The following is a 24,452-nucleotide window of genomic DNA, read 5'->3' on the forward strand; positions in this document are numbered from 1 at the left end:
GGTGAATAAATCACTATGCATGACTCACCGATAATTAAGCTCGGAGGATTGAACATTGACCTTTCCGCTGTAATTATGCTCACAGTGACGGTGCTCATTGTGTTCATACTCGCCCGACTGGCAACTCGCAATCTATCAGTTGAGAATCCTGGAAAGGTTCAGAACTTCATGGAGTGGGTTGTCGAGTTTGTTCAGAATCTTATTGCAAGCGCCATGCCGCTCAGCAAAGGGAAGGCTTATATCAATCTTGGCCTGACTTTGATTCTGTTCATCTTCGTCGCTAACTTGCTGGGGTTGCCATTCTCTGTTATCTCTGAGCATCATCATGAATCCAATGTGGGTCCATTCGTCATTGAGGCGACCAGGGGGTTGACGGAAGATCATCATGCGCACATCCTATGGTGGAAATCACCTACGGCTGACATTTCTGTGACTGCAGGTCTTGCGATCGTCATCTTTATTCTAATGAATTATTTAGGTTTGAAACACAACCGCAAGCATTACCTGAAGCACTACATCGAGCCGTTCCCGGTTTTCCTTCCGCTTAACATTATTGAGAACCTGGCGAAGCCGATCGCGCTTGCAATTCGTTTGTTTGCAAACATCTTTGCAGGGGAGATCCTGATCTCCACCATTTTGAGAATCGGATGGTACGGGATTCCGGCCATGATGGCGTGGCAAGGCTTCAGTATATTCGTAGGTGCACTTCAGGCCTTTATCTTTACCATTCTGTCAATGGTATACATTGCACAGACAACGATTCATGAGGAACACTAGCAAGGTGGTAACTTCTTATGCGAGTTTACTCGCTAGAAGATTATTATATTAAACAGTTTTTATCAAAAAAATGTATATATATTTCGAGGAGGAAATTTAAAATGGAATTTTTAGCAGCAGCTGTTGCAGTAGGTTTGGGTGCACTTGGTGCAGGTCTTGGTAACGGTATGATTGTCAGCAGAACGGTAGAATCTATCGCTCGTCAGCCAGAAGCTCGCGGTCAATTGCAAACGACAATGTTTATCGGTGTTGGTATCGTAGAGGTTATTCCTTTGGCAGCTACAGTTATCGCGTTCTTGATCATGTTTTCTTAATATCACATTTAGACGGTTTGGCGGGGAGGGCGATGCCATCCGCGCCTTCGTTTTGTTACGATAATGGATTGAACGGAAAGGAGTGACGTGAGTGCACATCTTATGGGAAAATATTGCAATTACGATCGTTGCATTTCTAATTCTTTACTTCCTGCTATCTAAATTTGCTTTCAATAAGCTGTTTGGGATTATGGAGCAGCGTCGTGAATTGGTAGCGAAGCAAATGGAAGATGCAAAGCAAACCCGTGAGCAAGCGATTCAATATGTTGAAGAGCAAAAGGCGGCTTTGCAAGAAGCACGTCAAGAAGCACAGGGAATCATTGAGCAATCTCGCAAGACAAGCGCAAGTCAGGCTGAGGCGCTGCTGATTGAAGCGAAGCAGCAGACTGAACGCATGAAAGATGAAGCTGTACGTGAAATTGAAAGTGAGAAAAACAAAGCAGTTGCTTCCTTGCGGAACGAGCTTGGTACAGTTTCTGTACAAATCGCATCCAAGATTCTTGATAAGGAAGTTAAGCAGGATAAAGCTCAAGAAGAACTGGTTGAGAAGTATCTGAATGAAGTAGGAGGCAGACCATGAGTCAGGATACGGTAGTTGCTAAACGATATGCCAAAGCATTGTATGATGTGGCGATCGAGAAACAGTCCGTCCTGGAAGTGGAAGCCGAACTTCGCGCGGTTGCAAGCTCCATTACGGGAGATCGCGACGTTTTGAAATTTATATCTTCTCCGAATGTGAGTATTTCAACGAAGCTGAGTGTTCTGGACGCCCTGAAAGAGAAAGTATCAGAGCCGGTTCTCAACACAATCAAGCTGCTCATTGAGCGGGGACGGATTGAGGTGCTGGATGCTGTTGTAGACAGCTATCTTGATCTTGAAGCCTCATCTCTGGGTATGGTGAACGCTCGTGTGTACTCTGCTTATGAGCTGAGTGAAGAAGAAAAGCAAGCGGTGTCGAAAGAGTTTGGAGATCGTATCAATAAACAGATCCGCATTGAAAATATTGTCGATAAGAGTTTGATCGGCGGACTGAAGGTCGTCATCGGCGATACGGTTTATGATGGAAGTCTCGCAGGTCAATTAAAACGGATAGAACAGTCTTTTAATAGACGAGTATAGTTGTGAGGGGTGAGGACACTTGAGTATCAGACCTGAGGAAATCAGTACTTTAATTAAAAATCAGATCGAACAATACAAAACTGATATCGAAGTTAGCGAGGTTGGTTCTGTAATCGAAGTCGGGGACGGTATCGCCCGCGTATATGGACTCGAGAACGTAATGTCCGGTGAGCTCGTTGAATTCTCAACTGGCGTATTGGGTCTTGCACTGAACGTAGAAGAAAGCAATGTAGGTATCGTTATCTTGGGACCTTACACGGATATCCGTGAAGGCGATCAAGTGAAGCGTACAGGTCAAATCATGCAGGTTCCTGTTGGTGAAGCCATGATCGGCCGTGTTGTTAATGCACTTGGAGAGCCTGTCGACGGCAAAGGACCGATTGAAACGAATCAGTTCCGTCCAGTTGAGAATAAAGCTCCAGGCGTTATGGCACGTAAATCCGTTCACGAGCCAATGCAAACAGGGATTAAGGCGATTGATGCGATGGTTCCAATCGGCCGCGGTCAACGTGAGCTCATCATCGGTGACCGTCAAACAGGTAAAACGGCGATTGCAATTGATGCCATCCTGAACCAAAAAGGCAATGGAATGAAATGTATCTATGTAGCGATCGGACAGAAGCAGTCCACCGTTGCACAGGTTGTTGAAACACTGCGCCGCAACGGTGCAATGGAGTACACAACTGTCGTAACTGCATCTGCATCTGAGCCTTCACCGCTCTTGTACATCGCTCCATATGCAGGCTGTGCGATTGGTGAGTACTTCATGTACAAAGGTGAGCACGTTCTCGTAGTGTATGATGATTTGACTAAACAAGCATCTGCATACCGTGAGCTGTCCTTGCTGCTTCGTCGTCCTCCGGGCCGTGAAGCATATCCGGGTGACGTCTTCTATCTGCACTCCCGTTTGCTGGAGCGTGCAGCGAAGCTGAACGACGAGCTTGGCGGTGGTTCATTAACCGCTCTTCCATTCATTGAAACACAAGCTTCTGACGTATCTGCTTATATTCCTACAAACGTAATCTCGATTACAGACGGTCAGATCTTCCTGGAGGCAGACTTGTTTAACGCGGGTCAACGTCCAGCGATCAACGTAGGTATCTCGGTATCCCGTGTCGGTGGTTCCGCTCAGATCAAAGCCATGAAGAAGGTAGCAGGATCCCTGCGTCTAGACCTGGCTCAATATCGTGAGCTTCAAGCGTTCTCCCAGTTCGGTTCTGACCTTGATAAATCCACACAGGCTCGTTTGAACCGTGGTGCGCGTATGATGGAAATTTTGAAACAGGATGTACACAAGCCGCTCGCAGTTGAGCTGCAAGTCATCAGCTTGTACGCAGCGACGAAAGGCTACCTGGATGAAATTCCAGTTGGCGATGTAACTCGCTTCGAGAAGGAATTCCACAGCTTCATGGTGAGCAACAAGCCAGAAGTCCTGGAATCGATTCGTACAACTAAAGAAATTACAGCTGACAACGAAGCTGCATTGAAGGATTCAATCGAGACCTTCAGAAAGAGCTTTTCTACATCTGCTTAAGTAGATTAGTGCTTCCAGCGAGTTGAATGAGCTTATAAGCTTTGTGCAAATAGGCTGCGCGACTAACGTACGCCGCAGCCTCTCTTGCATAATGGTATATATATTTGAATGTGAACCGATTGGAATTGACTCAGTCATTGACTACGTTAAAACCAAGTTTACGCTTACGAAGTAAGTTTTTGACTTCGTCAAAAACTCTAAGGTTTACGCTTACGAAGTTAGTTTTGACTCCGTCAAAACTAAGTTAATGCTTACGATGCTAGTTTTGACTACGTCAAAACTTTAAGGTTTATGCTTACGATACTAGTTTTGACTACGTCAAAACTTTAAGGTTTATGCTTACGATACTAGTTTTGACTACGTCAAAACTTTAAGGTGGTGAAAAAAATGGCAAAAGGCATGCGCGAAATCAAGCGCCAAATCAAAAGTGTTCAAAGCACGAAGCAAATCACCAAAGCAATGGAGATGGTCGCTGCCTCCAAGCTAAGAAAAGCCCAGGAGAAAGCAGAAGCTGCTCGCCCATACTCCGAGAAACTTAAGGAAGTCGTAACAAGCATCGCATCTTCCTCCAATGAGGTCAGTCATCCGATGCTTGTCTCACGTCCGGTTAAGAAAACAGCTTATCTGATCATCACTTCAGACCGTGGTCTTGCGGGTGGATACAATGCCAACATCCTGCGTCAAGTCACACTTACCCTTAAAGAACGCCACTCCTCCCAGGATGAGTATGTTCTCTATGTCATCGGAAGAAAGGGTCGTGATTACTTCAGACGCCGGGAACAGGCCATTGAGTTGGATGTAACGGATCTATCAGATTCGCCTTCTTTTGCAGACATCAAAACCATTGCGAACCAAGCTGTAAATGGATTTGAGGAAGGTAAGTTTGATGAGATTTATATCTGTTACAGCCGTTTTGTGAATGCACTTACTCAAGTTCCAACCGTTGAGAAGCTTCTGCCTATGGAAAGACCAGAGAAACAATCCACGGGTGCTTCTGCTCAATATGAGTATGAACCTTCTGCGGATGCTGTGCTGGAAGCTCTTCTTCCACGCTATGCAGAAACGTTGATCTACGGGGCGCTCTTGAACGGTAAAGCAAGTGAGCTCGGTGCCAAGATGACAGCCATGGGATCTGCGACGAAGAATGCCTCCAAGCTTATTGGAGAGCTGTCTCTTACGTATAACCGCGCTCGTCAGGCTGCGATCACGCAAGAGATTACGGAAATCGTTGCGGGAGCTAACGCTCAATCTTAAAGTCATGTACGGAATAATATAAATCGAAGGCTAATCAGGGCTTAATGTTAATGGAGAAATAAATATTTCTTTGGACTTTTTGATCTGTTATAGCTTGTAGGAGGGAACTAAAAGATGAATAAAGGACGCGTTGTCAGCATACAGGGTGCGGTCGTTGACGTCGAGTTCGACCGCGGCGGACTCCCGGATATTAATAATGCGATTACGATCAACACAACTACAGACAGCGGCACCGAGATCAATCTGACTCTTGAAGCAGCAAAACATCTTGGTGATAACCGTGTACGTTGTATTGCCATGTCTTCCACAGACGGTCTTGTACGCGGCATGGAAGCAGTGAATACAACACAAGCAATCTCCGTTCCTGTTGGTGAGGCTACTTTGGGACGTGTATTTAACGTATTGGGTGAGCCGATTGATAATGGAACAACGATTCAAGCCGACGTTACTCGTAACCCGATTCACCGTCAAGCACCTAAGTTTGAAGAATTGTCTACACAAGCAGAAATGCTGGAAACAGGAATCAAAGTTATCGACTTGCTTGCTCCTTATGCTAAGGGTGGTAAGATCGGTCTCTTCGGTGGTGCCGGTGTAGGTAAGACCGTTACGATTCAGGAGCTTATCAATAACATTGCACAAGAGCACGGTGGTATCTCCGTATTTGCCGGTGTTGGTGAGCGTACACGTGAAGGTAATGACTTGTACCATGAAATGACGGATTCCGGCGTTATCAGCAAGACGGCAATGGTATTCGGACAGATGAACGAGCCACCAGGTGCACGTCTTCGCGTAGCGTTGACAGGTCTGACAATGGCAGAGTATTTCCGTGATCAAGAAGGAAGAGACGTACTTCTCTTCATCGATAACATCTTCCGCTTTACTCAAGCGGGTTCTGAAGTATCCGCTTTGCTCGGTCGTATGCCGTCTGCGGTAGGTTATCAGCCTACACTTGCAACGGAAATGGGACAATTGCAAGAGCGTATTACTTCCACGAAGACAGGTTCCGTTACTTCCATCCAAGCGATCTATGTACCAGCCGATGACTATACGGATCCGGCTCCAGCAACAACCTTTGCTCACTTGGATGCAACGACAAACCTTGAGCGTAAAATCTCTGAGATGGGTATCTATCCTGCGGTAGATCCTCTTGCTTCCAGCTCCCGTATTCTTACACCGGACGTTGTGGGTGAAGAGCATTACAATGTGGCACAAGGCGTTAAGCGTATCTTGGCTCGTTATAATGAGCTTCAAGACATCATCGCGATCCTGGGTATGGACGAGCTTAGTGAAGAAGATAAAATGCTCGTTGCACGTGCACGTAAAATTCAACGTTTCTTGTCCCAGCCGTTCCACGTAGCAGAAGCATTTAACGGTATTCCGGGTAAATATGTTCCTGTTAAAGAAACAGTACGCAGCTTTAAAGAAATCCTCGACGGCAAGTACGATCATCTTCCGGAAGCTGCATTCTTGTTCGTGGGTACTATTGAAGAAGCTGTAGAAAAAGCAAAATCAATGGAATAGTTCTTAAGACTTAGAACTAATGATCCACACATGAAGTGAACTATCCCTTGCGGATAGTGTTCAGGAGGGATGACAGTGAGCACCTTTTTATTGGAAATCGTAACTCCGGAGCGACTCATCTACTCTGAACAGGCTGACAGTCTGGTTGTACGAGGTCTAGAGGGAGAACTGGGTATTTTACCTGGTCACGTACCCTTCGTGACTCCATTGCAGATTGCCCCTGTAACGATTAAAGCGAACGGTAAAGAACAAAAGATCGCCGTTGCCGGTGGATTTGTTGAAGTTCGCAAAGAGAAGGTCGTTATTCTGGCTGAAAGTGCGGAGCTGGCTAATGAGATCGATGTTGATCGTGCAAGAGCTGCGAAAGAGCGTGCAGAAACACGTCTATCGAGCAATCGGGATCAATTTGATCACAGACGTGCTGAGCTTGCACTGCAAAAAGCCATGAACCGACTTAAAGTTTCCGGTCAGTAATCAATAAGTTAGAATGAAGCTTTGAGATCATTCTAAATATATATGAACTGAAGAAGGATCTGGGGCATGAATGTGTCCCAGATCCTTCTTTTAATTTTTTGATATTATTTCCGAGGAAATGACAGAGAATTGCTCGGACAAACAGGAAATGTGTCTGAAAGAGAACAATTTTGACGGAAGTGACGTATATTGGCAGTCAGATAAGGTATTTGGCATGTTGACAAGGGGACGTCTACCGACTATGATTTCTCAGTGTGTGATTTTCTGATGTTATGATAAAGGCGGAGGGTAGGATATGGATCAATTGGTGAACGACCAGCTTAATCAAGCGGTTAGTGTGAATGGTCTGGTAGCGATGATCGTTTCACTCGCCTGTGTTGCCTTAGCTTGGTGGTCATTACAGCATTTGAAATTGGATTTATTCGTACGTCACCCGCAGAGTCCCCAAGCAAGGATGCTGCAGCTGTTAATCGCAATTGTCATTGGTCATTTCGTATCTGAGTTCATACTAAAGTATTTAAGCTGGACTCAAATGCTGAGATATCTGTTCTAGTGAATTTACATAAATTCACTTCGCAGAATCAATTTCATAGTATAAGTTGTTCAAGAAATTGATTCAGTCATGTGAGATTTAATCAAATGTGCTGTTCAGCTTGTTTTCGACCAGGAATTACCATAAAGCAAGGTGAAGAATAATTTTATAAAAATCTTGTTTTAAAGATATATAAAGCTGGTTAATCTCTGTTAGGCAAGAACAACACGGCTTTTGTCGAATAACATCATGTATTTATGTGAACAATGAAAGTAATGAATGTCCTTGAATAAGATGGGTCAAACAAGTGTTAATGGAAGTTGGAACTTGAATATTCTGCCTTAATTGAAAAAATGCTTGTCTCCTTTATTTATAAGGTGTTATGATGGAATTTAGGGGATTAGCGAATGACTCGCTTTTTCTTCGATTTGTAGTGTAGTTATGATCAAATTTTTCTAATAACAATGAAAACGATTCTTTTCTGAAGAAAGACATCTTGACGAACATTAAATGATGATGTCGAATTTTCCGATTCATTCGGGCAAGCAACGGATGATCTGTTTTACAGGATCTAAGATTGTAAGCAGAAAAGGGAAAAAAACGCGCGGAGGGAACCATGATGAGCAAATTTATCGTCCGCGGAGGCAAGAGATTGACCGGAAGTGTCAAAGTCAGCGGCGCTAAAAATTCAGTTCTTCCGATCATCGCCGCCTCTCTCTTAGGGGAAGTAGGAGTAAGCACAATTATTGATGCACCTCCTCTCGACGATGTGATGACTATTAACAAAGTACTGGAATCGCTAGGAGCGGAAGTACAATACCAGGATGAGGTAATTACTGTAAATGCAACGAATTTAACTTCGTGCGAGGCCCCTTACGAATGGGTTACGAAAATGCGGGCTTCCTTTTTGGTTATGGGTCCTTTGCTAACTCGGATGGGTTATACAAAAATATCTTTACCAGGCGGATGCGCCATTGGTACTCGCCCGATTGACCAGCATCTCAAAGGGTTTGAAGCGATGGGTGCGGAAATCAGCCTTGGTCAAGGTTATATAGAAGCACGTTCTAACGGCAAGCTGCGTGGAGCTAAGATTTATCTGGACGTAGCCAGTGTGGGAGCGACAGAGAATATCATGATGGCAGCTACACTTGCTGAAGGAACAACGACGATTGAGAATGCAGCAAAAGAGCCTGAGATTGTCGATCTTGCTAACTACCTCAATGGAATGGGTGCTAAGGTTCGCGGTGCGGGTACAGGTGTCATTCGTATTGATGGAGTTGACAAACTTCATGGCGTGAAGCACACCGTTATTCCTGACCGGATTGAAGCAGGTACCTATATGGCGGCAGCTGCCATTACAGGCGGCGACGTTTATGTCGAGGGAGCGATCTCGGATCACCTCGGTCCGGTTATCTCCAAGATGGAAGAAATGGGCGTAACCATTATTCCTGATGAGAACGGTGTTCGTGTAATTGCGGACGGTCCTCTCAAAGCTGTAGATGTCAAAACCTTACCATACCCAGGTTTCCCTACAGATATGCAATCGCAGATGATGGCGCTCTTGCTTAAATCTGAAGGAACCAGTGTTGTAACGGAAACGGTGTTTGAGAATCGCTTTATGCATGTCGATGAGTTTAATCTGATGAATGCCGAAATTAAAGTAGAAGGCCGCTCTTCTATTATTACGGGCGGTGCTAAGCTGACCGGAGCCAAAGTCACATCGACAGACCTGCGTGCAGGGGCGGCTCTGATATTGGCTGGCTTAATTGCTGACGGTACGACAGAGGTCGGTGGTGTACATCATATCGATCGTGGATATGTTCATTTGGCTGAGAAGCTGAATGGCCTTGGTGCTGACATTTACCGTGTATCTGTGGAAGAGCCGAAGCTGGAGAACAAGGCAAGCGAGAAGAAGGCGGAAGAAACACCTCTCTTCAAAGTTCAATCCAGTTTGGCATAAGGATAATACAAATATATGCAACAGTGTGTTCGAACAGAGAACCAGGCTCCTAGCAGCCCTGGTTCTTTTTTTTGATTTTATATCGATTAAAGTAAGTTACTAAAAGTGTAATTCTACGAATTTGGAAAAAGCAAGGATTAGAGCCTGTGTTATCTACTATTAGTAGCAGCTTCTAATATGAAGCGGTAACAGCTCCTATATGGAATGTTTTTAAAATGATTATAATGACGCGCTGCATGCGCATTTAGGGTTTGAATACGATGTAAGATCACTCTATAACGACCTGCTAGTCTCTTCATTTCGATTCTCTTATTTGGTTCTATCAGATGGTGGGGACTCATATGTATAGTCTATGAAGTCTCTACGAGCCTTGTTTGAAACATGGACAGGCAAATAGAACGGAGGGAAACACGAAGATGAGCAAGATACGCAGCAATACATCTTATAAGAAAGAACGAGTACGCACTTATCGAAGAAGCCGGATCGTCCGAATCCCATGGCCAGATCGTCATTCTGTTAATTCTAATCCCACAGAGCAGGAAGAGGTGGAATCTACTCCGTACTTGATCTCAAAAAAGAAGCAGAACGCACCTGACTCTACCCTAATAGATATCAACGTGATACAAAAAAAAGAAGAAAGTAAAAGGTTAAAAAAACTGAATCATCAGATTACAGCTGCTGAGGAGGCGCCCGTCAAGCATGACTCAGCTAAAAAGCATGCAGGAAATCAATCAGGGATGAAGCAGACGGCTTCTATCAGAAACAAGCTGCCTGAGGTGTTTTTCTTCGGTACGGCAGGAAAAACAGCGGCTGAATCGGAGACGGATCCAGGGGGTAAGTTGCAGCCAGGGGTGGGGCCGCAGCCGGATCGTTCGCCGGCTGCTCACGAAGAGGACGGGCCGGCTCCCGCCACGGCCCGTTACGTCTGGCGCCGCGGCAGCAGCTCGCGGCGCCCCCCTCGGCGGCGCTTCGCACCTGCCGCCGGCCTCGCGGGGCTGGCCCTCACCGCACTGCTGATCCCAGCAGTGCTCGCTTGGCCCCGCGAGGGGACCCCGCCGCAGCCAGCGCCAGCGGCGGAGCAAACCGCGCCTCCCGCCGGCAGCAGCACCGGCGGGAAGGCGCCGCAGGAGGCAGCAGCTCCGCCCGCTGCCTCAGCGCCGGATACACCTGGGCCGGCCGTTACGCAGCCGGCCCAGGTGTATCCCGAACCCACGGTGCGCGTCTACCTGGCGGAGACGGGCACCATTGATACGGTGACGCTGGAGCAGTACGTCACCGGGGTACTGGCGGCCGAAATGCCTTCGGACTTCGGCCTCGAGGCGTTGAAGGCGCAGGCCATTGCCGCGCGCACTTATATCGTGAAGCGTCTCGCCGCAGGCGATGCCAGCGGCGTTCCGGTCAGCGGCGCTGATGTCACGGATACCGTGGATCATCAGGTTTATCATCCGTTCGGCGGTCTGAAGGATAAATGGGCCGAGCTTGGCAAGCAAGAGGAATGGGCCAAGCTGGAGCAGGCTGTCCGGGAGAGCAAGGATTCGATTATGACGTACAAAGGACAACCGATTACGGCCTCCTTCTTCTCCACCAGCAATGGATACACAGAGAACTCCGAGGAAGTGTGGCAGGAGGCGGTTCCTTACCTTAGAAGCGTGGCAAGTCCATGGGATGCCAAGATTGCACCTGGATTTCAAGAGAGTGTGACAATGACGCGTGTGGAATTTATGAATAAGCTGAATGTCATTCCGGATCCGGTGCCAGTGTCTACGAATAACGCAGGGGTCAAGCCTTTTATCGAAGTCATCTCCAAGACCGAGGGGAATCGGATCAAAGAGATTCGGGTAGGCAGCAAGATTTTCTCCGGACAAGATATAAGAGAGCTGCTGGGGCTCAGATCTAGTGAGTTCAAATGGTCTACCAAAGGAAATGAGATTACGATCACGACGATCGGCTACGGGCATGGCGTAGGGATGAGCCAGTGGGGGGCGAACGGCATGGCTATGGAAGGATATACAGCAACAGAGATTCTCAAACACTACTATACAGGGATATCGTTCGGACGAGCCTCTGAGCTCTTATATAAAGAGAAATCCTGAACTCTCAAAAAATTTCATAAATATTTTAATAGGCGAGTATAAAAGAGTTGCGCCCGGTAACACTTGTTACTGAGGTGATAGAATATGAATGAACAAAACAAAAATCAAAACCAAGAAGATGCTCCAAAATCCAATCAAGGAGCACAAAGTTCACAACCTTCATCCTGGAAAAGGCTGTTGTCCAAACGGTGGGTATACCCGGCAGCTTACATTGCCGCAGCAGCTATTATACTAACTTTAGTGTGGGTCTACCAGGACACAACCAGACAATCTCTAGTGAATGAGACCGTAAATGAGGTTTCAGAAACAGGAGAATCCGTTCCTACCACTGGAGTGAATCTAGAAGAAGAGCCTGCTAGCAGCGGTGAAGGAGAAGGTACAGCCGAGAATCTCGCATGGCCGGTTGCAAGCCCAGCTGATGTAAGTGTCGTGAAGCCTTTCTATGATTCAGAAGCTTCGAATGAAGAAAAAGCAAGTGCATTGCTAGAGTATGACCAAACGTTTTTTGCCAATGTCGGTATTGACCTCGCAAGAGCAGATGATCAGAGCTTTGAAGTCAAAGCAGCAATGAGCGGTACCGTAACTCGTGTTGAAACACATCCGTTAAATGGAATGGTCGTTGAAATTACACACGACAACGATTTGAAGACGGTATACCAAAGCTTGTCTAACGTAACAGTGAAACAGGATGACAAGGTCAAACAAGGTGATATCATTGCCTCATCCGGAACCAGCGAGCTGAAGAAGGATCTTGGCAACCACGTCCACTTTGAAGTATTCGAAGCAGGAAAACCGGTTAATCCAGAGCAGTACCTGCCACAAAAATAATTAAAGATCTATCTTTATAAAGCAGCGGGGAAACCCGCTGCTTTTTCTTTTTTGCCGCTTAAATCGCGGAAATGGACAAACCTGTGGATAATGAAAATGAAAATAAATCCATCTACCTAAGCTTGTCACCCTTTGAAACCGTGAATATCTAGGCACGCCCCTCATATAATGTACCAAACTATCCACAGTAGGGAGGCGGGAGCGTGCACGATTACATCAAGGAACGGACCATTAAGATTGGACGCTGCATCGTTGAGACGAGGCATACGGTCCGGACAATCGCCAAAGAATTTGGCGTTTCAAAGAGCACGGTGCATAAGGATTTGACCGAACGGCTGCCGGAAATCAACCCTGATCTTGCCGATCAGGTAAAGCACATTCTTGAGTATCATAAATCCATCCGTCATTTGCGGGGAGGAGAAGCCACCAAGATCAAATATAAGAAATCGAGCGGCAAAAAACGGGAGGTGCTCGCCTCCAGCAAATCTTGAGACCACCCTGCTTAAGATAGGACCAGAAGCATACAAATGCATTGAATACCTCCCCTGAAGTATGATATGTTAAAAGATGGGATTACGTCGAAATATGACTAGTATACGATTGAACTTTCACATAAAGTTGCTGTCTTTTGTCGAACAATAGCTATATGAGGGATTAAGCATTCATTTGAGTCATTCGAGTGGTGCAAGATTCGATATGCAGCAAACAACGTATTTTCATGAGGATTTTGCATAAATCCATTCGTTAACCATTCACCTTATGCAAAATCCCGGACCTATAAAATATCACTTTGGGGGCTCTTTTATATGTTTAGCAAGGATATCGGCATTGATCTTGGCACAGCAAATGTGCTTATTCACGTGAAAGGAAGCGGAGTTGTGCTTGACGAGCCTTCTGTCGTTACGATTGAGAGCGGGTCCAAGAGAGTCCTCGCCGTTGGAGAAGAAGCAAGACGTATGGTAGGGCGTACACCTGGGAACATCGTGGCTATCCGGCCTTTGCGTGATGGGGTCATTGCTGATTTTGATATTACGGAAACGATGCTTAAATATTTCATTCATCGGGTTGGCGGCAAGAATTGGTACAGCCGTCCCCGTATTTTAATATGTGCACCAACCAATATCACTTCTGTAGAACAGAAGGCAATTCGTGAAGCGGCAGAACGTAGTGGGGCGAAGGAAGTATTTCTGGAGGAGGAGCCCAAAGCGGCGGCGATTGGCGCAGGCATGAATATCTATGAGCCGAGTGGAAATATGGTCGTCGATATCGGCGGGGGGACAACGGATGTCGCTGTACTGTCGATGGGTGAGATCGTTACCTCTTCTTCTATTAAAATGGCGGGGGACAAGTTTGACGAAGCGATACTGAAGTATATCAAAAATAAGTACAAGCTTCTGATCGGAGAGCGGACGGCAGAGCATATTAAGATGATGATCGGTACGGTACATCCGAATGGTGAGCAGGCTGAGCTCGATATTCGCGGACGGGACATGGTCAGCGGCTTGCCGAAGACGATTATGGTCACATCAGGTGAGGTTCAGGAGGCATTGTCCGACCCTGTAGAATGGATCGTCGCCTCTGCCAAATCGGTACTGGAGCAGACTCCGCCTGAACTGGCTGCGGATATCATTGATCGTGGAGTGATTTTGACCGGTGGAGGTGCACTGCTCAAAGGATTGGACGAGCTGCTCGCAGAAGAGCTCAGAGTTCCGGTTCTGGTGGCGGAGGATCCGATGCACTGCGTCGTCAAGGGGACGGGCCTGATGCTTAATCATTTGGATCGTTCCCTTAAGAAAAAGTTCTAATCTGCCGATATAGCAATAAGCAGTACATAAATTAAATTGATAACTTATCAAACAGCTGGTCTTTAAATAATATATACAAATATGCTGACAGCATGAAGGAGGAGTAAGGTTGATTCGTGGTCTTTATACAGCGGCAGCCGGAATGGTAGCCCAGCAGCGCAGACATGATACCGTGACGCAAAATATCGCCAACTTGAATACAACAGGATACAAGCAGGTGGAGAGCGTGACTCGTTCTTTTCCCGAAATGCTCTTGGAGCGGACAGGAGATGCTTCCTCGCCCGGCAATAAGAAGGTAGGTCTGCTCAACACAGGTGTATATGCGGAGGAGAGCTTGTATTCGAATATCCAAGGAGCGCTTACGCCAACGGAGAACAATATGGATTTTGCGCTGTATTCCGATCTGAATGTGATTGACCCGAATACAGGCCAGGCTGTACCCTTTGATGCGTCAGGTAAATATATTAGCGATAACGGCAGCGTCATTTATCAGCCGCAGGCCTTTTTCACCGTACAGGACAGTGAAGGCAATGTTAAATATACACGGAATGGTGAATTTAGTGTGGATGCTGAAGGGAGACTTCTTAGTGCAACCGGCTACGAAGTGCTGTCAGATAATGGCGAGCCGATTGTGTTGACAGGATCCGTAAATCAATTTAAAGTGGACGAGCAAGGACGTCTGGTGAATGCCGTGAACGGCACCCCTGCAGGGCTTAGTCTAGGAATTTCCATTATTGATCAGCCTCACCAGCTTGTTAAAGAAGGTAATGGTAACTTTGCATTGGATCCTTCTAGTGAAGGGGCGGCAAGGCAGCTGGCAGATGGGGATAATGTACAGGTTCAGCAAGGATTTCTGGAGCAATCTACGGTTGATGCGTCTCAGTCTATGGTAGACATGATGGCGGCGCTGCGACTGTATGAAGCGAATCAGAAGGTAATACAATTTTATGATAAAAGCCTTGAAAAGGCTGTGAATGAGATTGGTCGTGTCTAAATGGATACGGCTAGAGCTTTACATATCTCTTAAGTTTGGGGGGATAATTTATGAATAATTCGATGATAAGTGCACTCGTGTCTATGCAAAGTCTGCAGCAGCGCCTGAATGTAATTGCCGATAACGTTGCGAATGTAGATACGGTGGGATATAAGAGCAAGCAGGCTTCTTTTGAAGATGTACTAACCACGTTCCAGCAGCAGGCTTCACCACTGAACCGGGATGGCCGTGCCACGCCACTAGGCTTTACGCAAGGCTATGGCATCCAGATGGTTTCACTTGCGCAGGATATGACGCAGGGCGAAATGAATGCAACTGGCAATCCGACGGATCTGGCTATTGAAGGCAACGCCCTGTTCGCTGTTGAGGTGAACGGAGAGAAGGCCTGGACCCGGGCAGGGAATTTTCAATTTGTTCCCGACCCAGCAGATCATGAGCGGATGAGACTTGTTACCGCAGAAGGTTACGCTGTTCTCGGCAGAGACGGAGAAGGGATTACCGCACCGGTAAATTCATCTGCTGCTGTAGATGCAAGCGGGAATTTGCTGGTCCGTATAGGCAACTCGCCTAACGCAGCGATTGCAGGTCAGCTGCAATTTGTTGAGCCAATGAGACCGGAGGGGCTCTCTGCAAGTGCGGACAATCTCTATACACTAGCACCGGGAGCGACGGAAGCAGAAGTCTTTGGAGAGAATGCAGCGGCTCGTGTTCCTGCGGGTGCCTCCATTCGTTCCGGTTACCTGGAGACTTCGAATGTGGATCTAACCGCAGAGATGACCAAGATGCTGGAGGTACAGCGCACATACCAGCTGGCTGCGCGTGCACTCAGCTCCAGTGATACCATGTTAAATCTCGCGAATAATATGAGGGCATAGGTGAACGTAATGACTCAAGAAGATACAGCTGTGGTGAAGAAGAAAGGATCTGGGAAGAAGGTCCTGCGCTGGTGGCTCATCCCTATGCTGTTCATTCTGGCACTCGTCGGCGGTATGATTGCGGGTTATGTGGTCGTTGGTGGACAGGATATCGGTTCAGCCTTTGATTATCGTACCTGGAAGCATATTTTTGATCTGGTATTTGCACCATAGACGTTTAACATTTAAAATACGGAAAGCTCCTGTTTAGCAGGAGTTTTCTTTTTGTTCCCGAAAAATGTATAATGATGGGGGACTTTGTGCGTAAAGCAAGGCTCCATTTAACAACAACAAAAAAGGGCTTCTCTATAGCAGGGCAAGCAGCCCATAAGGCTGTTTACGGTTCTGCAAGCGGTAGAGAAACCCCCTTATCTTAACCTTCACTACTGCAGATGATGAAGGATAAGAATAGTTTTGACGAGAAGCTGAGATGTTATGCATAGAATGGAAGGAGTTTTACCAATAATGCTCGATATTAATCAAATTCAAGAGATTATTCCACACCGTCCTCCGTTTTTGCTGGTGGATAAGATCGTGGAGATGGAAGAGGGCAAGCGTGCCGTTGGCATCAAGAATGTGACCATCAATGAACCGTTTTTCACAGGCCACTTTCCCGGTTATCCGGTGATGCCGGGTGTGCTCATTACCGAAGCACTGGCTCAGGTCGGAGCGGTTGCCATTCTTAACGTTGAAGCCAACAAGGGCAAGATCGGATTTTTGGCTGGACTGGATAACTTCCGTTTCCGCGGACAAGTAGTGCCTGGCGATACGCTGGAGCTTGAGGTGGAGATTACCCGTTTGAAGGGCTCCATTGGCAAGGGAAAAGCAACGGCTCGCGTGGAAGGCAAAGTGGTTGCTGAAGGCGAAATCATGTTTGCGTTATCAGATCCTAGGTAAATTGGTTAATGATTATATAGTAATAGCAGCTCTAATGGTTGTACTTACTGGATAAACACATAGAGAAAATAATGATCATGGCCGGAGGGAGAAATGATGGTAATGTTAAGTGAAACAGCAGAACGCAGTTTGAATCAATGGCTTGCGGATCCTTCAATCGATGAGGAGACGAAGCAGGAGCTTAAAGAGCTCTCGAATGACACTACAGAATTGGAGGACCGCTTCTACCGAGAGCTGGAATTTGGTACAGGGGGTCTCCGTGGTGTAATTGGAGCAGGAAGCAACCGCATGAACCGTTATACGGTTGGTAAAGCGACGCAAGGATTTGCCAAATATATTCTTGAACAGCATCAAGGCGAAGGGCAGCCTTCTGTTGTCATTGCGCATGATTCACGTCACTTCTCACCTGAATTTGCCCTGGAGGCTGCGCTGGTGCTTGCTGCGAATGGGATTGTTGCTAAATTGTATCCATCACTGCGCCCTACGCCGCAGCTGTCTTTTAGCGTAAGACATCTTGCTGCAACAGGAGGTATTGTCGTTACAGCGAGCCACAATCCGCCGGAATATAACGGCTATAAAGTGTACAATGCCTCAGGTGGACAGCTGGTACCGGACGAAGCAGAACGTGTCATCAGCTACATACAGGAGATTTCCTCACTTCGTGAAGTGAAGAAGCTGAACCAGGCTGAAGCCGAGGCAGAAGGACTGCTGGTATGGCTTGGCGCAGAGGAGGATGAAGCGTTTATTGAAACGGTTGCTTCCGTAAGCTTGAACCGTGATCGCATTGCCTCCGATTACGCGAAGGATTTCAACATTGTATTCACGCCGCTGCACGGGACAGGCCATCATCCGGTTCGTCAGGTGCTTGAGCGCATCGGGTTTACGAACCTGCATATTGTACCTGAGCAGGCAGAACCGGATGCCGAGTTCTCTACCGTGAAATCTCCAAACCCGGAGGAGCGTGAAGCCTTCACCCTGGCGATTGAGCTTGGAGAACGAGTTGGAGCTGATATTCTGATTGGTACCGACCCCGATGCAGATCGGATGGGAGCGGTCGTGAAGGATAAGAACGGCAAATACTTCGTATTGTCCGGCAATCAATCCGGGGCGATTATGACCCATTACCTGCTCAGTCAGATGAAGGAGCGGGGAGAGTTGCCTTCGAACGGTGCGGTTGTTAAGACGATCGTAACAAGTGAGATGGGGGCAGTGATTGCCGAGCATTACGGTGCACAGGTGTTTAATACACTGACCGGATTCAAATATATCGGTGAGAAGATGGATGCTTTTGAAGCGACGGATAGCCATACGTATCTGTTCGGCTATGAAGAGAGCTACGGCTACCTTGCCGGCAATTATGCGAGAGATAAGGATGCGGTCCTTGCAGCGATGTTGATCTGTGAAGCGGCGGCTTATTACAAAGCCCAAGGCAAGACGCTGTACGATGTACTGCAGGAGCTGTACGAGCAGTTCGGCTACTTCCTTGAAGCACTGCAGTCGAGAACTTTGAAAGGGAAAGACGGCGTAGCGCAAATCCAGTCCAAAATGACAGATTGGCGCACATCCGCACCTGATCAGGTTGCAGGCATCCGAGTGGCAGAGATGCAGGATTACTCCAAAGGCCTGAACGGTCTGCCAAAAGAAAATGTACTGAAATTTATCCTTGAGGATGGATCCTGGTTCTGCCTTCGTCCATCAGGGACGGAGCCGAAGATTAAGGTTTATTTTGCGGTACAGGGTACTTCTTATGAAGATGCACAAGCACGGATTGATCGTCTGATCGAAGCTGTAATGGCGCGTGTGGATGCATAAGGTCAAGGAGTTAACATAAGCAATACTTTAATTGTAGAGAGCCTTTCCGCACCGTTATGGGTTGTTTGGCGGAAAGGCTCTTCCTATGTCAGCAGATTGCAAGTTTGATGAGAAGGAGAATTTTTTGGTTCCTTAGGGCATGATATGGAATGTATAAAAATATGAGGTCATTTTTCACCCTATACACTTATTACCCTCCATCGTAAGGATGTATCATGCGAATATAGAAATTTATTATATTTCATTCTTCATCTGAATTCATTTCCTTCATTTCTACCGTCTCTGTTCATTATCTTTAATTTATTTTGTTTAGGAGGTACTTTTAGTGCGTCAAAAATGGCAGTATTGGAACACCGTATCCCGCAAATGGCTCTGGATCCTTGTTATTATCGGACTCATTGCCTCGATTCCCATCATTGCAGATCGTGTGAAGACAGAATCAAGCGCGAAGAACGTGGAGCTTGCGTTCGATTATCGGGATCTTGTCGAAGTAGCCGCTTATCAGGCGCATCCACAGGATTTTATTGACCAGAAGCTGACCGAGCTGAAGGATGCTGGTGTCATCACGATGGCAGTGTACGAGAGCACATTGGAAGAATTCCGCAAGTCAGAGAGGATTACAATCTATGACAGCGTACAAGCGGCCAACCTGACAGGTCAAATCCCACCGGTTAATGAGAACTACACGTATATTCTCTTCACATCGGATGAGAGCCGGGAGGCTTTGTCTTCAATTATCGAAGATACTTTCGAAAGACTCGATATTCCCGTGAATCCATGGACCTATTTGAATGAAGAAGGACTGGTTCTTCAGACTCCGACGGAAAATGCGAAGCTGAAGCCGATGCTTCCTGATCCTATTGCGATGGCGGAACTCCATGAGCGTGGCTTCAACATCATGCCTCGTCTGGGTGATGCACTGCCGTATGATCAAGAAGCGGCTGCTGCGATGATGGAGACCTTTGAGCAGTATGGTGTATCACGGATTCTGTTTGATGGCGATAAAGTTAAGGGCTATAACGATAACGAAGACATGAAGAGTCTGTCTGCCTTTGCAGAACTAATGAACAAGCATGGGATTGGGCTTGCTGCCATCGAGAATCTGAAGAAGCCTCAGAGTGGATTCAGCACCCTTGCATATCTGACGGATTATAATGTCACTCGTCTATATTCACTCAGTGAATCGGATGCAAACCTGGATGTGAACGTGATCTCAGATCGATTCGCACTGGCAACGAAGGACCGGAACATCCGAATGCTGTACCTGAATGCCGCTCCGGCTAGAAGTGCACTTACGGCTCAAGTAACGGATCCTTTGGATAACCTGATGGATGCATTGGGTGAAGAAGGAAAAGCGGTTCAGCGAATGGAAGACAACGGTTTTGTAATGGGCAAGGCAGAGCCTTTTGATGTTGCAGAAACGGGCGGTGAGAGATACTTTAAGGCCGTCGTCGTTGTCGGCAGCGTGGCGATGATTGCGCTGATGATATCCTACTTTATTCCGTTCCTGACTCTGCCGGCCTTTGTTCTCGGACTGATTGGAAGTGCTGGACTGTTCCTGCTTAGACCAACACTGCTTGAACAAGCGTTAGCTCTCTTGGCTGCGATCAGTGCACCAACCGTTGCGATGATCCTTGCGGTAAGAAAGATTAATGCTGCACAGGTGAGAAAGCCTGACTTATCGGTGAAGAGCCGGTTATCGAAGAGCATCCTGCTGTATGTATGGACATCTATCCTATCCTTTGTTGGTGTTCCGTTCATGATTGCACTGCTTAACAACATTACGTATTCACTCGTCATCGATCAATTTAGAGGCGTAAGCATCCTGTACTCTGGACCTGTTTTGCTCGTTGCCATCTATGTATTTTTCTACCTGAAGTCCATGTCAGTCGCTTCAATTCGCCAATTGCTGAACCGGCCGATCACGATTTTGATGATAGTGGCAGTGGGTATTGTCGGTGTGGTAGGCTATTACTATATGACTCGAACTGGGAACGCCGGAACGGTACTGCCGTTTGAAGCACAGCTGCGTACATTCCTTGAGAATACGTTTGGCGTACGTCCGCGTAACAAGGAATTCCTGCTGGGCCATCCGATGTTCGTGGTAGGAGCATTTATTGCTCTTAAATACCGTCATGGGATTTACTTGCTAATCATTGCAGCTATTGCACAGCTATCTATGGTGGGCACCTTCGCTCACATTCATACACCGGTGCATCTGTCACTTATTCGTGGACTGCTTGGTCTCGGACTGGGACTGGTTGTTGGACTGATTGCAATACTGGTGTGGCAAGTTCTGGAAGGATGTTGGAAAAAATGGTCACCAATACTACTAAGAAAATAGTTATCTCAGGATACTATGGCTTTCGAAACAGCGGAGATGAAGCGGTACTTAAGTCGATTCTTACAGCGCTTGAGGAACAAAGCCAGCGTTCGTCTATTGAAATTGAGCCCATCGTCTTATCAGGTGATCCTGAATGGACACAGCAGACGTATGGCGTGAGAGCTGTACATCGGATGAAGCTCGGAGAGGTTCGGCGGGCCATTAAGGAGAGCGACGGTCTGATCAGCGGAGGCGGCAGCTTGCTGCAGGATGCAACGGGCTGGAAGTCCATTCCTTATTATCTGGGTATTCTTAAACTGGCACAGAATATGAAGAAGCCGACGTTTATATATGCGCAGGGCGTGGGGCCAGTGCACCGGAAGATTTTTCACCCGATGATCCGTGGTGTCTTCAAACACTGTGAGTATATCTCAGTACGTGACGAGGATTCAGCTAAGCTCATTCAGAGCTATGGGATTCAGTGGAATGATGTCAAGGTCGTCCCAGACCCTGTCATGGGGCTGCCACTGCCTGATGAATCCAAGGTGAAGAAGGCCGCTGCGTATGGCGGAGGAAGTGCAAGAAGAACGACACCAAGACAAGAGGAGGAAGACCTGCCTGTAATCGGGGTGTCGGTTCGTTTCTGGGACAAGGAGAGAAGAGAGCTGGATGCCATCGGCGAAGGACTCAAGAAGCTCGCGGAGCAGCGCAAGGTGCATATCCGACTGCTTCCGTTCCATCTTCCTTCGGATGAGGAAGCCTCTGCTTATGTGAAAAAGAAGATCGGGCATTTGAATGGGACAGGCAGCAAGGTGAGTATCTGCTCCCAGCAGACCGATCCCCAGATGATGCTGCTGGAGGTATCCCGATGCAAGCTCGTCCTCGGGATGCGTCTGCACAGTCTGATCTATGCTGCATCACAGCGGGTACCGCTCGCAGGTGTATCTTATGATCCCAAGATCGATGCATTCCTTCAGCGGCTGAACAGTGAGCCTGTCGGCAGCACAGAATCACTGGATGCAGACAAGCTGCTTGCTGCACTTAATGACATGCTGGATTCTCATGCAGAGTGGCTTGCGGACAAGGAAGAGGCGATCGCTGCGCTGAAAGAGCAAGCTCAGGAGCCTGCAGCTCACATTCTAAAATTTCTTAGCGGCAAAGGATGATTGAAAGTCATGATAGAGCGTAAGGAACAAGCGTCTGGCGGGACGGCAGATCAAACTCAATCCCCCGTGAGAACCGTACCGACGGTGCCGATCTTTGGCATTCCGTTTTCGCGCATGAATATGAAGGACACCGTGGCTTATCTGACCGAAGCGATACAGGCCGGTAAGCCTCATCAGATCATTACAGGCAACCCGATCATGGTCATGGCAGCGCTGAATGATCCGAAATATATGGAAATTATGAAGTCGGCCGAGCTGGTCGTTCCAGATGGTACCGGTGTAGTCTGGGCAGCCGAATACTGCGGTGTTCCTGTAGCAGAGCGTGTTGCCGGATTTGATCTGTTACATGAACTCATGCATGTTGGTGAATCCTATCAGTGGAGAGTGTATTTGCTCGGTTCTACAGAAGAAGTGATTCAAGAGACAGCAAGCAGGTTACAAAAGCAATATCCTGGCATCGTGGTGTGCGGATATCGCGATGGCTTCTTCGGTGAGCCCGAAGATCCGGAAGTCATTGCGCAGATTCGTGCAGCGAGCCCGCACCTGCTGTTTGTAGCCAGGGGTGCAGACACCCAGGAGCCTTGGATTGGTAAATATAAGGAGCAGCTCGGCGTTCCGCTGATGATGGGCGTGGGCGGCAGCTTCGATATTATTTCCGGCAGGTCTAAGCGTGCACCGGTCGTATTCCAGAAGCTGAGAGCGGAATGGCTGTACCGGCTGCTCAAGGAACCGAAGCGGGCCAAGCGCATGCTTGCCTTGCCGCAGTTTGTACTCAAGGTAAAACGTGAGAAAAAAAACGTGACGAAAATAGTGTAAATCGTGTGAAAATACAGGAAGATCTGTTAAAAACAATGTTTTTTGCTAGAAAAAAAGAATAGTAATTCAGAGGTCAAGAGAGTATAATGCTGTTCAGTTGGGTCATGGACAGATTCGTGAAGGATTCTTTGTTTTTAAAAATTGGGGGTTGAATGAACAAATGTTAATGTTCTATATCTTGGGATTTATCGTGGCTCTCGGACTTGCGGTAGGACTTACGCCTCTCGTGAAGAAGTTTGCGGTAAATGTGGGAGCCGTTGACGTGCCTGATGCACGGAAGGTTCATACCAAGATTATGCCTAGACTCGGTGGTCTCGGTATTTTTCTTGCTTTCATGGTCACGATGCTGGCGCTGCTTCCGTTTGTTTCGGAATACTTCACTGCAAGAGATTCCCGATTCATCCAAGCTTTTATGATTGGCGGTACAATGATTGCCCTGATCGGTGCGCTAGATGACCGGTTCCAATTGTCGGCCAAGGTTAAATTTTTAGCTCAGATTATTACGGCGTGTGTCGTTGTGTTCGGATTTCAGATCCGTATAGATTTTGTAAATATTCCTTTTGCTGATGCTTACTCATCACTTGAACTATGGATCTCGATTCCGCTGACGATCTTCTGGATTGTCGGTGTGACGAATGCGATCAACCTGATCGATGGACTCGATGGTCTTGCTGCGGGTGTGTCTGCCATTGCGATTGGTACGATTGCGGTGATGTCCTTCATTATGGGCAACGTTACGACTGCACTCATCTGTCTTGTATTGCTCGGCAGTATTATCGGATTCTTGTTCTTTAACTTTCATCCGGCCAAGATCTTCATGGGAGATACAGGATCACTGTTCCTGGGCTTCAGTCTTGCTATGCTCTCACTTCTTGGATTTAAGCAGATCGCTGTCGTATCCTTGATCACACCGCTGATTATTATCGCTGTGCCATTGTCCGATACGCTGTTTGCGATTCTTCGCCGCTTCTTGAACAAGAAGCCGATCTTCGCACCGGATAAAGGTCACTTGCATCACCGTCTGCGTGAGCTTGGCTTCAGCCACCGTCAAACGGTGCTGATTATCTACGGTATTGCCGCATTCTTCGGCGTGCTTGCCGTGATCCAGTCTTCTGCGACGATGCATGAAGCGAACTGGGTTACGTTTGTTGTGATCTGTGTCATGATGTTCTTCCTGCAGATCGGTGCAGAGGTCATCGGCCTGATCGATAAAACCAAGCGTCCGCTGATCAACTTCTTCATGAAGCTGAGAGTGAAGGCGTCCGAGTCTCGCACGAAATAAGAAGTGAATTGAACAGCCATTATATCATCTATAATTT

The 24,452-nt window shown here is 47.2% G+C and carries 23 protein-coding genes; all 23 read left to right on the forward strand.

Annotated features, from left to right (window positions below):
* Positions 1 to 15 precede the first annotated feature (15 nt).
* The 23 genes from atpB (at position 16) to BK126_RS21110 (ending at position 24,415) form a co-directional block, all read left to right on the forward strand.
* Positions 16 to 777 carry a F0F1 ATP synthase subunit A gene (gene atpB / locus BK126_RS21000; protein WP_076314489.1) on the forward strand — a complete coding sequence of 254 codons (762 nt, stop codon included), beginning with the start codon at positions 16 to 18 and terminating at the stop codon, positions 775 to 777.
* Positions 778 to 878: 101 nt separating this feature from the next.
* The gene (atpE, locus tag BK126_RS21005; protein WP_076314490.1) at positions 879 to 1,091 is read left to right on the forward strand and encodes a F0F1 ATP synthase subunit C; all 213 of its coding nucleotides are present in this window, start codon (positions 879 to 881) and stop codon (positions 1,089 to 1,091) included.
* A gap of 91 nt (positions 1,092 to 1,182) precedes the next feature.
* Entirely contained in the window at positions 1,183 to 1,671 is a 489-nt protein-coding gene (gene atpF / locus BK126_RS21010) for a F0F1 ATP synthase subunit B (protein WP_076314491.1), read from the forward strand.
* Positions 1,668 to 2,210 carry a F0F1 ATP synthase subunit delta gene (locus tag BK126_RS21015; RefSeq protein ID WP_076314492.1) on the forward strand — a complete coding sequence of 181 codons (543 nt, stop codon included), beginning with the start codon at positions 1,668 to 1,670 and terminating at the stop codon, positions 2,208 to 2,210. The genes atpF and BK126_RS21015 overlap by 4 nt, the downstream gene beginning before the upstream one ends.
* Positions 2,211 to 2,229: 19 nt before the next feature.
* Entirely contained in the window at positions 2,230 to 3,744 is a 1,515-nt protein-coding gene (gene atpA / locus BK126_RS21020; protein ID WP_076314493.1) for a F0F1 ATP synthase subunit alpha, read from the forward strand.
* Between the two features lie 387 nt (positions 3,745 to 4,131).
* Positions 4,132 to 4,998: an ATP synthase F1 subunit gamma gene (atpG, locus tag BK126_RS21025; RefSeq protein WP_047912392.1), complete on the forward strand. Its 867-nt coding sequence runs from the start codon at positions 4,132 to 4,134 to the stop codon at positions 4,996 to 4,998.
* 114 nt (positions 4,999 to 5,112) lie between these two features.
* Positions 5,113 to 6,519, forward strand: coding sequence for a F0F1 ATP synthase subunit beta (atpD, locus tag BK126_RS21030; RefSeq protein WP_076314494.1), 1,407 nt, complete (start codon positions 5,113 to 5,115; stop codon positions 6,517 to 6,519).
* Positions 6,520 to 6,594: 75 nt separating this feature from the next.
* A complete protein-coding gene (locus BK126_RS21035) occupies positions 6,595 to 6,993 on the forward strand; it encodes a F0F1 ATP synthase subunit epsilon (RefSeq protein ID WP_076314495.1) in 399 nt (132 codons plus the stop codon).
* A 295-nt stretch (positions 6,994 to 7,288) separates the two neighbouring features.
* On the forward strand, positions 7,289 to 7,546 hold the full coding sequence (locus BK126_RS21040) for a DUF1146 family protein (protein WP_047912388.1): 258 nt from the start codon (positions 7,289 to 7,291) through the stop codon (positions 7,544 to 7,546).
* A gap of 598 nt (positions 7,547 to 8,144) precedes the next feature.
* Positions 8,145 to 9,485, forward strand: coding sequence for a UDP-N-acetylglucosamine 1-carboxyvinyltransferase (gene murA, locus BK126_RS21045; protein WP_083656032.1), 1,341 nt, complete (start codon positions 8,145 to 8,147; stop codon positions 9,483 to 9,485).
* A 416-nt stretch (positions 9,486 to 9,901) separates the two neighbouring features.
* Positions 9,902 to 11,578, forward strand: a complete 1,677-nt coding sequence (gene spoIID, locus BK126_RS28850) for a stage II sporulation protein D (RefSeq protein ID WP_256209717.1) — start codon at positions 9,902 to 9,904, stop codon at positions 11,576 to 11,578.
* An 84-nt stretch (positions 11,579 to 11,662) separates the two neighbouring features.
* Positions 11,663 to 12,406, forward strand: a complete 744-nt coding sequence (locus tag BK126_RS21055; protein WP_076314497.1) for a M23 family metallopeptidase — start codon at positions 11,663 to 11,665, stop codon at positions 12,404 to 12,406.
* Positions 12,407 to 12,609: 203 nt separating this feature from the next.
* Positions 12,610 to 12,897, forward strand: a complete 288-nt coding sequence (spoIIID, locus tag BK126_RS21060; protein WP_047912385.1) for a sporulation transcriptional regulator SpoIIID — start codon at positions 12,610 to 12,612, stop codon at positions 12,895 to 12,897.
* A 315-nt stretch (positions 12,898 to 13,212) separates the two neighbouring features.
* Positions 13,213 to 14,211 carry a rod shape-determining protein gene (mreB, locus tag BK126_RS21065; protein ID WP_047912384.1) on the forward strand — a complete coding sequence of 333 codons (999 nt, stop codon included), beginning with the start codon at positions 13,213 to 13,215 and terminating at the stop codon, positions 14,209 to 14,211.
* A 109-nt stretch (positions 14,212 to 14,320) separates the two neighbouring features.
* On the forward strand, positions 14,321 to 15,205 hold the full coding sequence (locus BK126_RS21070; RefSeq protein WP_076314498.1) for a flagellar hook-basal body protein: 885 nt from the start codon (positions 14,321 to 14,323) through the stop codon (positions 15,203 to 15,205).
* Between the two features lie 50 nt (positions 15,206 to 15,255).
* Positions 15,256 to 16,080: a flagellar hook-basal body protein gene (locus tag BK126_RS21075; protein ID WP_076314499.1), complete on the forward strand. Its 825-nt coding sequence runs from the start codon at positions 15,256 to 15,258 to the stop codon at positions 16,078 to 16,080.
* 9 nt (positions 16,081 to 16,089) lie between these two features.
* A complete protein-coding gene (locus tag BK126_RS21080; protein ID WP_076314614.1) occupies positions 16,090 to 16,293 on the forward strand; it encodes a DNA-directed RNA polymerase subunit beta in 204 nt (67 codons plus the stop codon).
* A gap of 291 nt (positions 16,294 to 16,584) precedes the next feature.
* On the forward strand, positions 16,585 to 17,016 hold the full coding sequence (fabZ, locus tag BK126_RS21085) for a 3-hydroxyacyl-ACP dehydratase FabZ (protein ID WP_076314500.1): 432 nt from the start codon (positions 16,585 to 16,587) through the stop codon (positions 17,014 to 17,016).
* Between the two features lie 96 nt (positions 17,017 to 17,112).
* Positions 17,113 to 18,828 carry a phospho-sugar mutase gene (locus BK126_RS21090; RefSeq protein ID WP_076314501.1) on the forward strand — a complete coding sequence of 572 codons (1,716 nt, stop codon included), beginning with the start codon at positions 17,113 to 17,115 and terminating at the stop codon, positions 18,826 to 18,828.
* Positions 18,829 to 19,282: 454 nt separating this feature from the next.
* Entirely contained in the window at positions 19,283 to 21,172 is a 1,890-nt protein-coding gene (locus BK126_RS21095) for a DUF5693 family protein (protein WP_483310676.1), read from the forward strand.
* A complete protein-coding gene (gene csaB, locus BK126_RS21100) occupies positions 21,145 to 22,317 on the forward strand; it encodes a polysaccharide pyruvyl transferase CsaB (RefSeq protein ID WP_076314503.1) in 1,173 nt (390 codons plus the stop codon). The genes BK126_RS21095 and csaB overlap by 28 nt, the downstream gene beginning before the upstream one ends.
* 114 nt (positions 22,318 to 22,431) lie before the next feature.
* On the forward strand, positions 22,432 to 23,133 hold the full coding sequence (locus BK126_RS21105) for a WecB/TagA/CpsF family glycosyltransferase (RefSeq protein WP_256209748.1): 702 nt from the start codon (positions 22,432 to 22,434) through the stop codon (positions 23,131 to 23,133).
* A gap of 160 nt (positions 23,134 to 23,293) precedes the next feature.
* Positions 23,294 to 24,415 (forward strand): glycosyltransferase family 4 protein, encoded by a 1,122-nt coding sequence (locus BK126_RS21110; RefSeq protein WP_076314504.1) that lies wholly within the window; start codon positions 23,294 to 23,296, stop codon positions 24,413 to 24,415.
* Positions 24,416 to 24,452: the final 37 nt, after the last annotated feature.

Origin of the sequence: Paenibacillus sp. FSL H7-0326, assembly GCF_001955535.1 — a bacterium.
Lineage (GTDB): Bacteria > Bacillota > Bacilli > Paenibacillales > Paenibacillaceae > Paenibacillus > Paenibacillus shunpengii.

Excerpts from the sequence above, each read along its gene's own strand:
- atpD (WP_076314494.1), top strand. The coding sequence starts at position 5,113 with ATGAATAAAGGACGCGTTGTCAGCATACAGGGTGCGGTCGTTGACGTC.
- BK126_RS21015 (WP_076314492.1), top strand. The coding sequence starts at position 1,668 with ATGAGTCAGGATACGGTAGTTGCTAAACGATATGCCAAAGCATTGTAT.
- murA (WP_083656032.1), top strand. The coding sequence starts at position 8,145 with ATGAGCAAATTTATCGTCCGCGGAGGCAAGAGATTGACCGGAAGTGTC.
- BK126_RS21090 (WP_076314501.1), top strand. The coding sequence starts at position 17,113 with ATGGTAATGTTAAGTGAAACAGCAGAACGCAGTTTGAATCAATGGCTT.
- BK126_RS21040 (WP_047912388.1), top strand. The coding sequence starts at position 7,289 with ATGGATCAATTGGTGAACGACCAGCTTAATCAAGCGGTTAGTGTGAAT.
- atpG (WP_047912392.1), top strand. The coding sequence starts at position 4,132 with ATGGCAAAAGGCATGCGCGAAATCAAGCGCCAAATCAAAAGTGTTCAA.
- csaB (WP_076314503.1), top strand. The coding sequence starts at position 21,145 with ATGGTCACCAATACTACTAAGAAAATAGTTATCTCAGGATACTATGGC.
- mreB (WP_047912384.1), top strand. The coding sequence starts at position 13,213 with ATGTTTAGCAAGGATATCGGCATTGATCTTGGCACAGCAAATGTGCTT.
- BK126_RS21075 (WP_076314499.1), top strand. The coding sequence starts at position 15,256 with ATGAATAATTCGATGATAAGTGCACTCGTGTCTATGCAAAGTCTGCAG.
- BK126_RS21080 (WP_076314614.1), top strand. The coding sequence starts at position 16,090 with ATGACTCAAGAAGATACAGCTGTGGTGAAGAAGAAAGGATCTGGGAAG.
- spoIID (WP_256209717.1), top strand. The coding sequence starts at position 9,902 with ATGAGCAAGATACGCAGCAATACATCTTATAAGAAAGAACGAGTACGC.
- BK126_RS21055 (WP_076314497.1), top strand. The coding sequence starts at position 11,663 with ATGAATGAACAAAACAAAAATCAAAACCAAGAAGATGCTCCAAAATCC.
- fabZ (WP_076314500.1), top strand. The coding sequence starts at position 16,585 with ATGCTCGATATTAATCAAATTCAAGAGATTATTCCACACCGTCCTCCG.
- BK126_RS21110 (WP_076314504.1), top strand. The coding sequence starts at position 23,294 with ATGTTAATGTTCTATATCTTGGGATTTATCGTGGCTCTCGGACTTGCG.
- atpB (WP_076314489.1), top strand. The coding sequence starts at position 16 with ATGCATGACTCACCGATAATTAAGCTCGGAGGATTGAACATTGACCTT.
- BK126_RS21105 (WP_256209748.1), top strand. The coding sequence starts at position 22,432 with ATGAATATGAAGGACACCGTGGCTTATCTGACCGAAGCGATACAGGCC.
- atpE (WP_076314490.1), top strand. The coding sequence starts at position 879 with ATGGAATTTTTAGCAGCAGCTGTTGCAGTAGGTTTGGGTGCACTTGGT.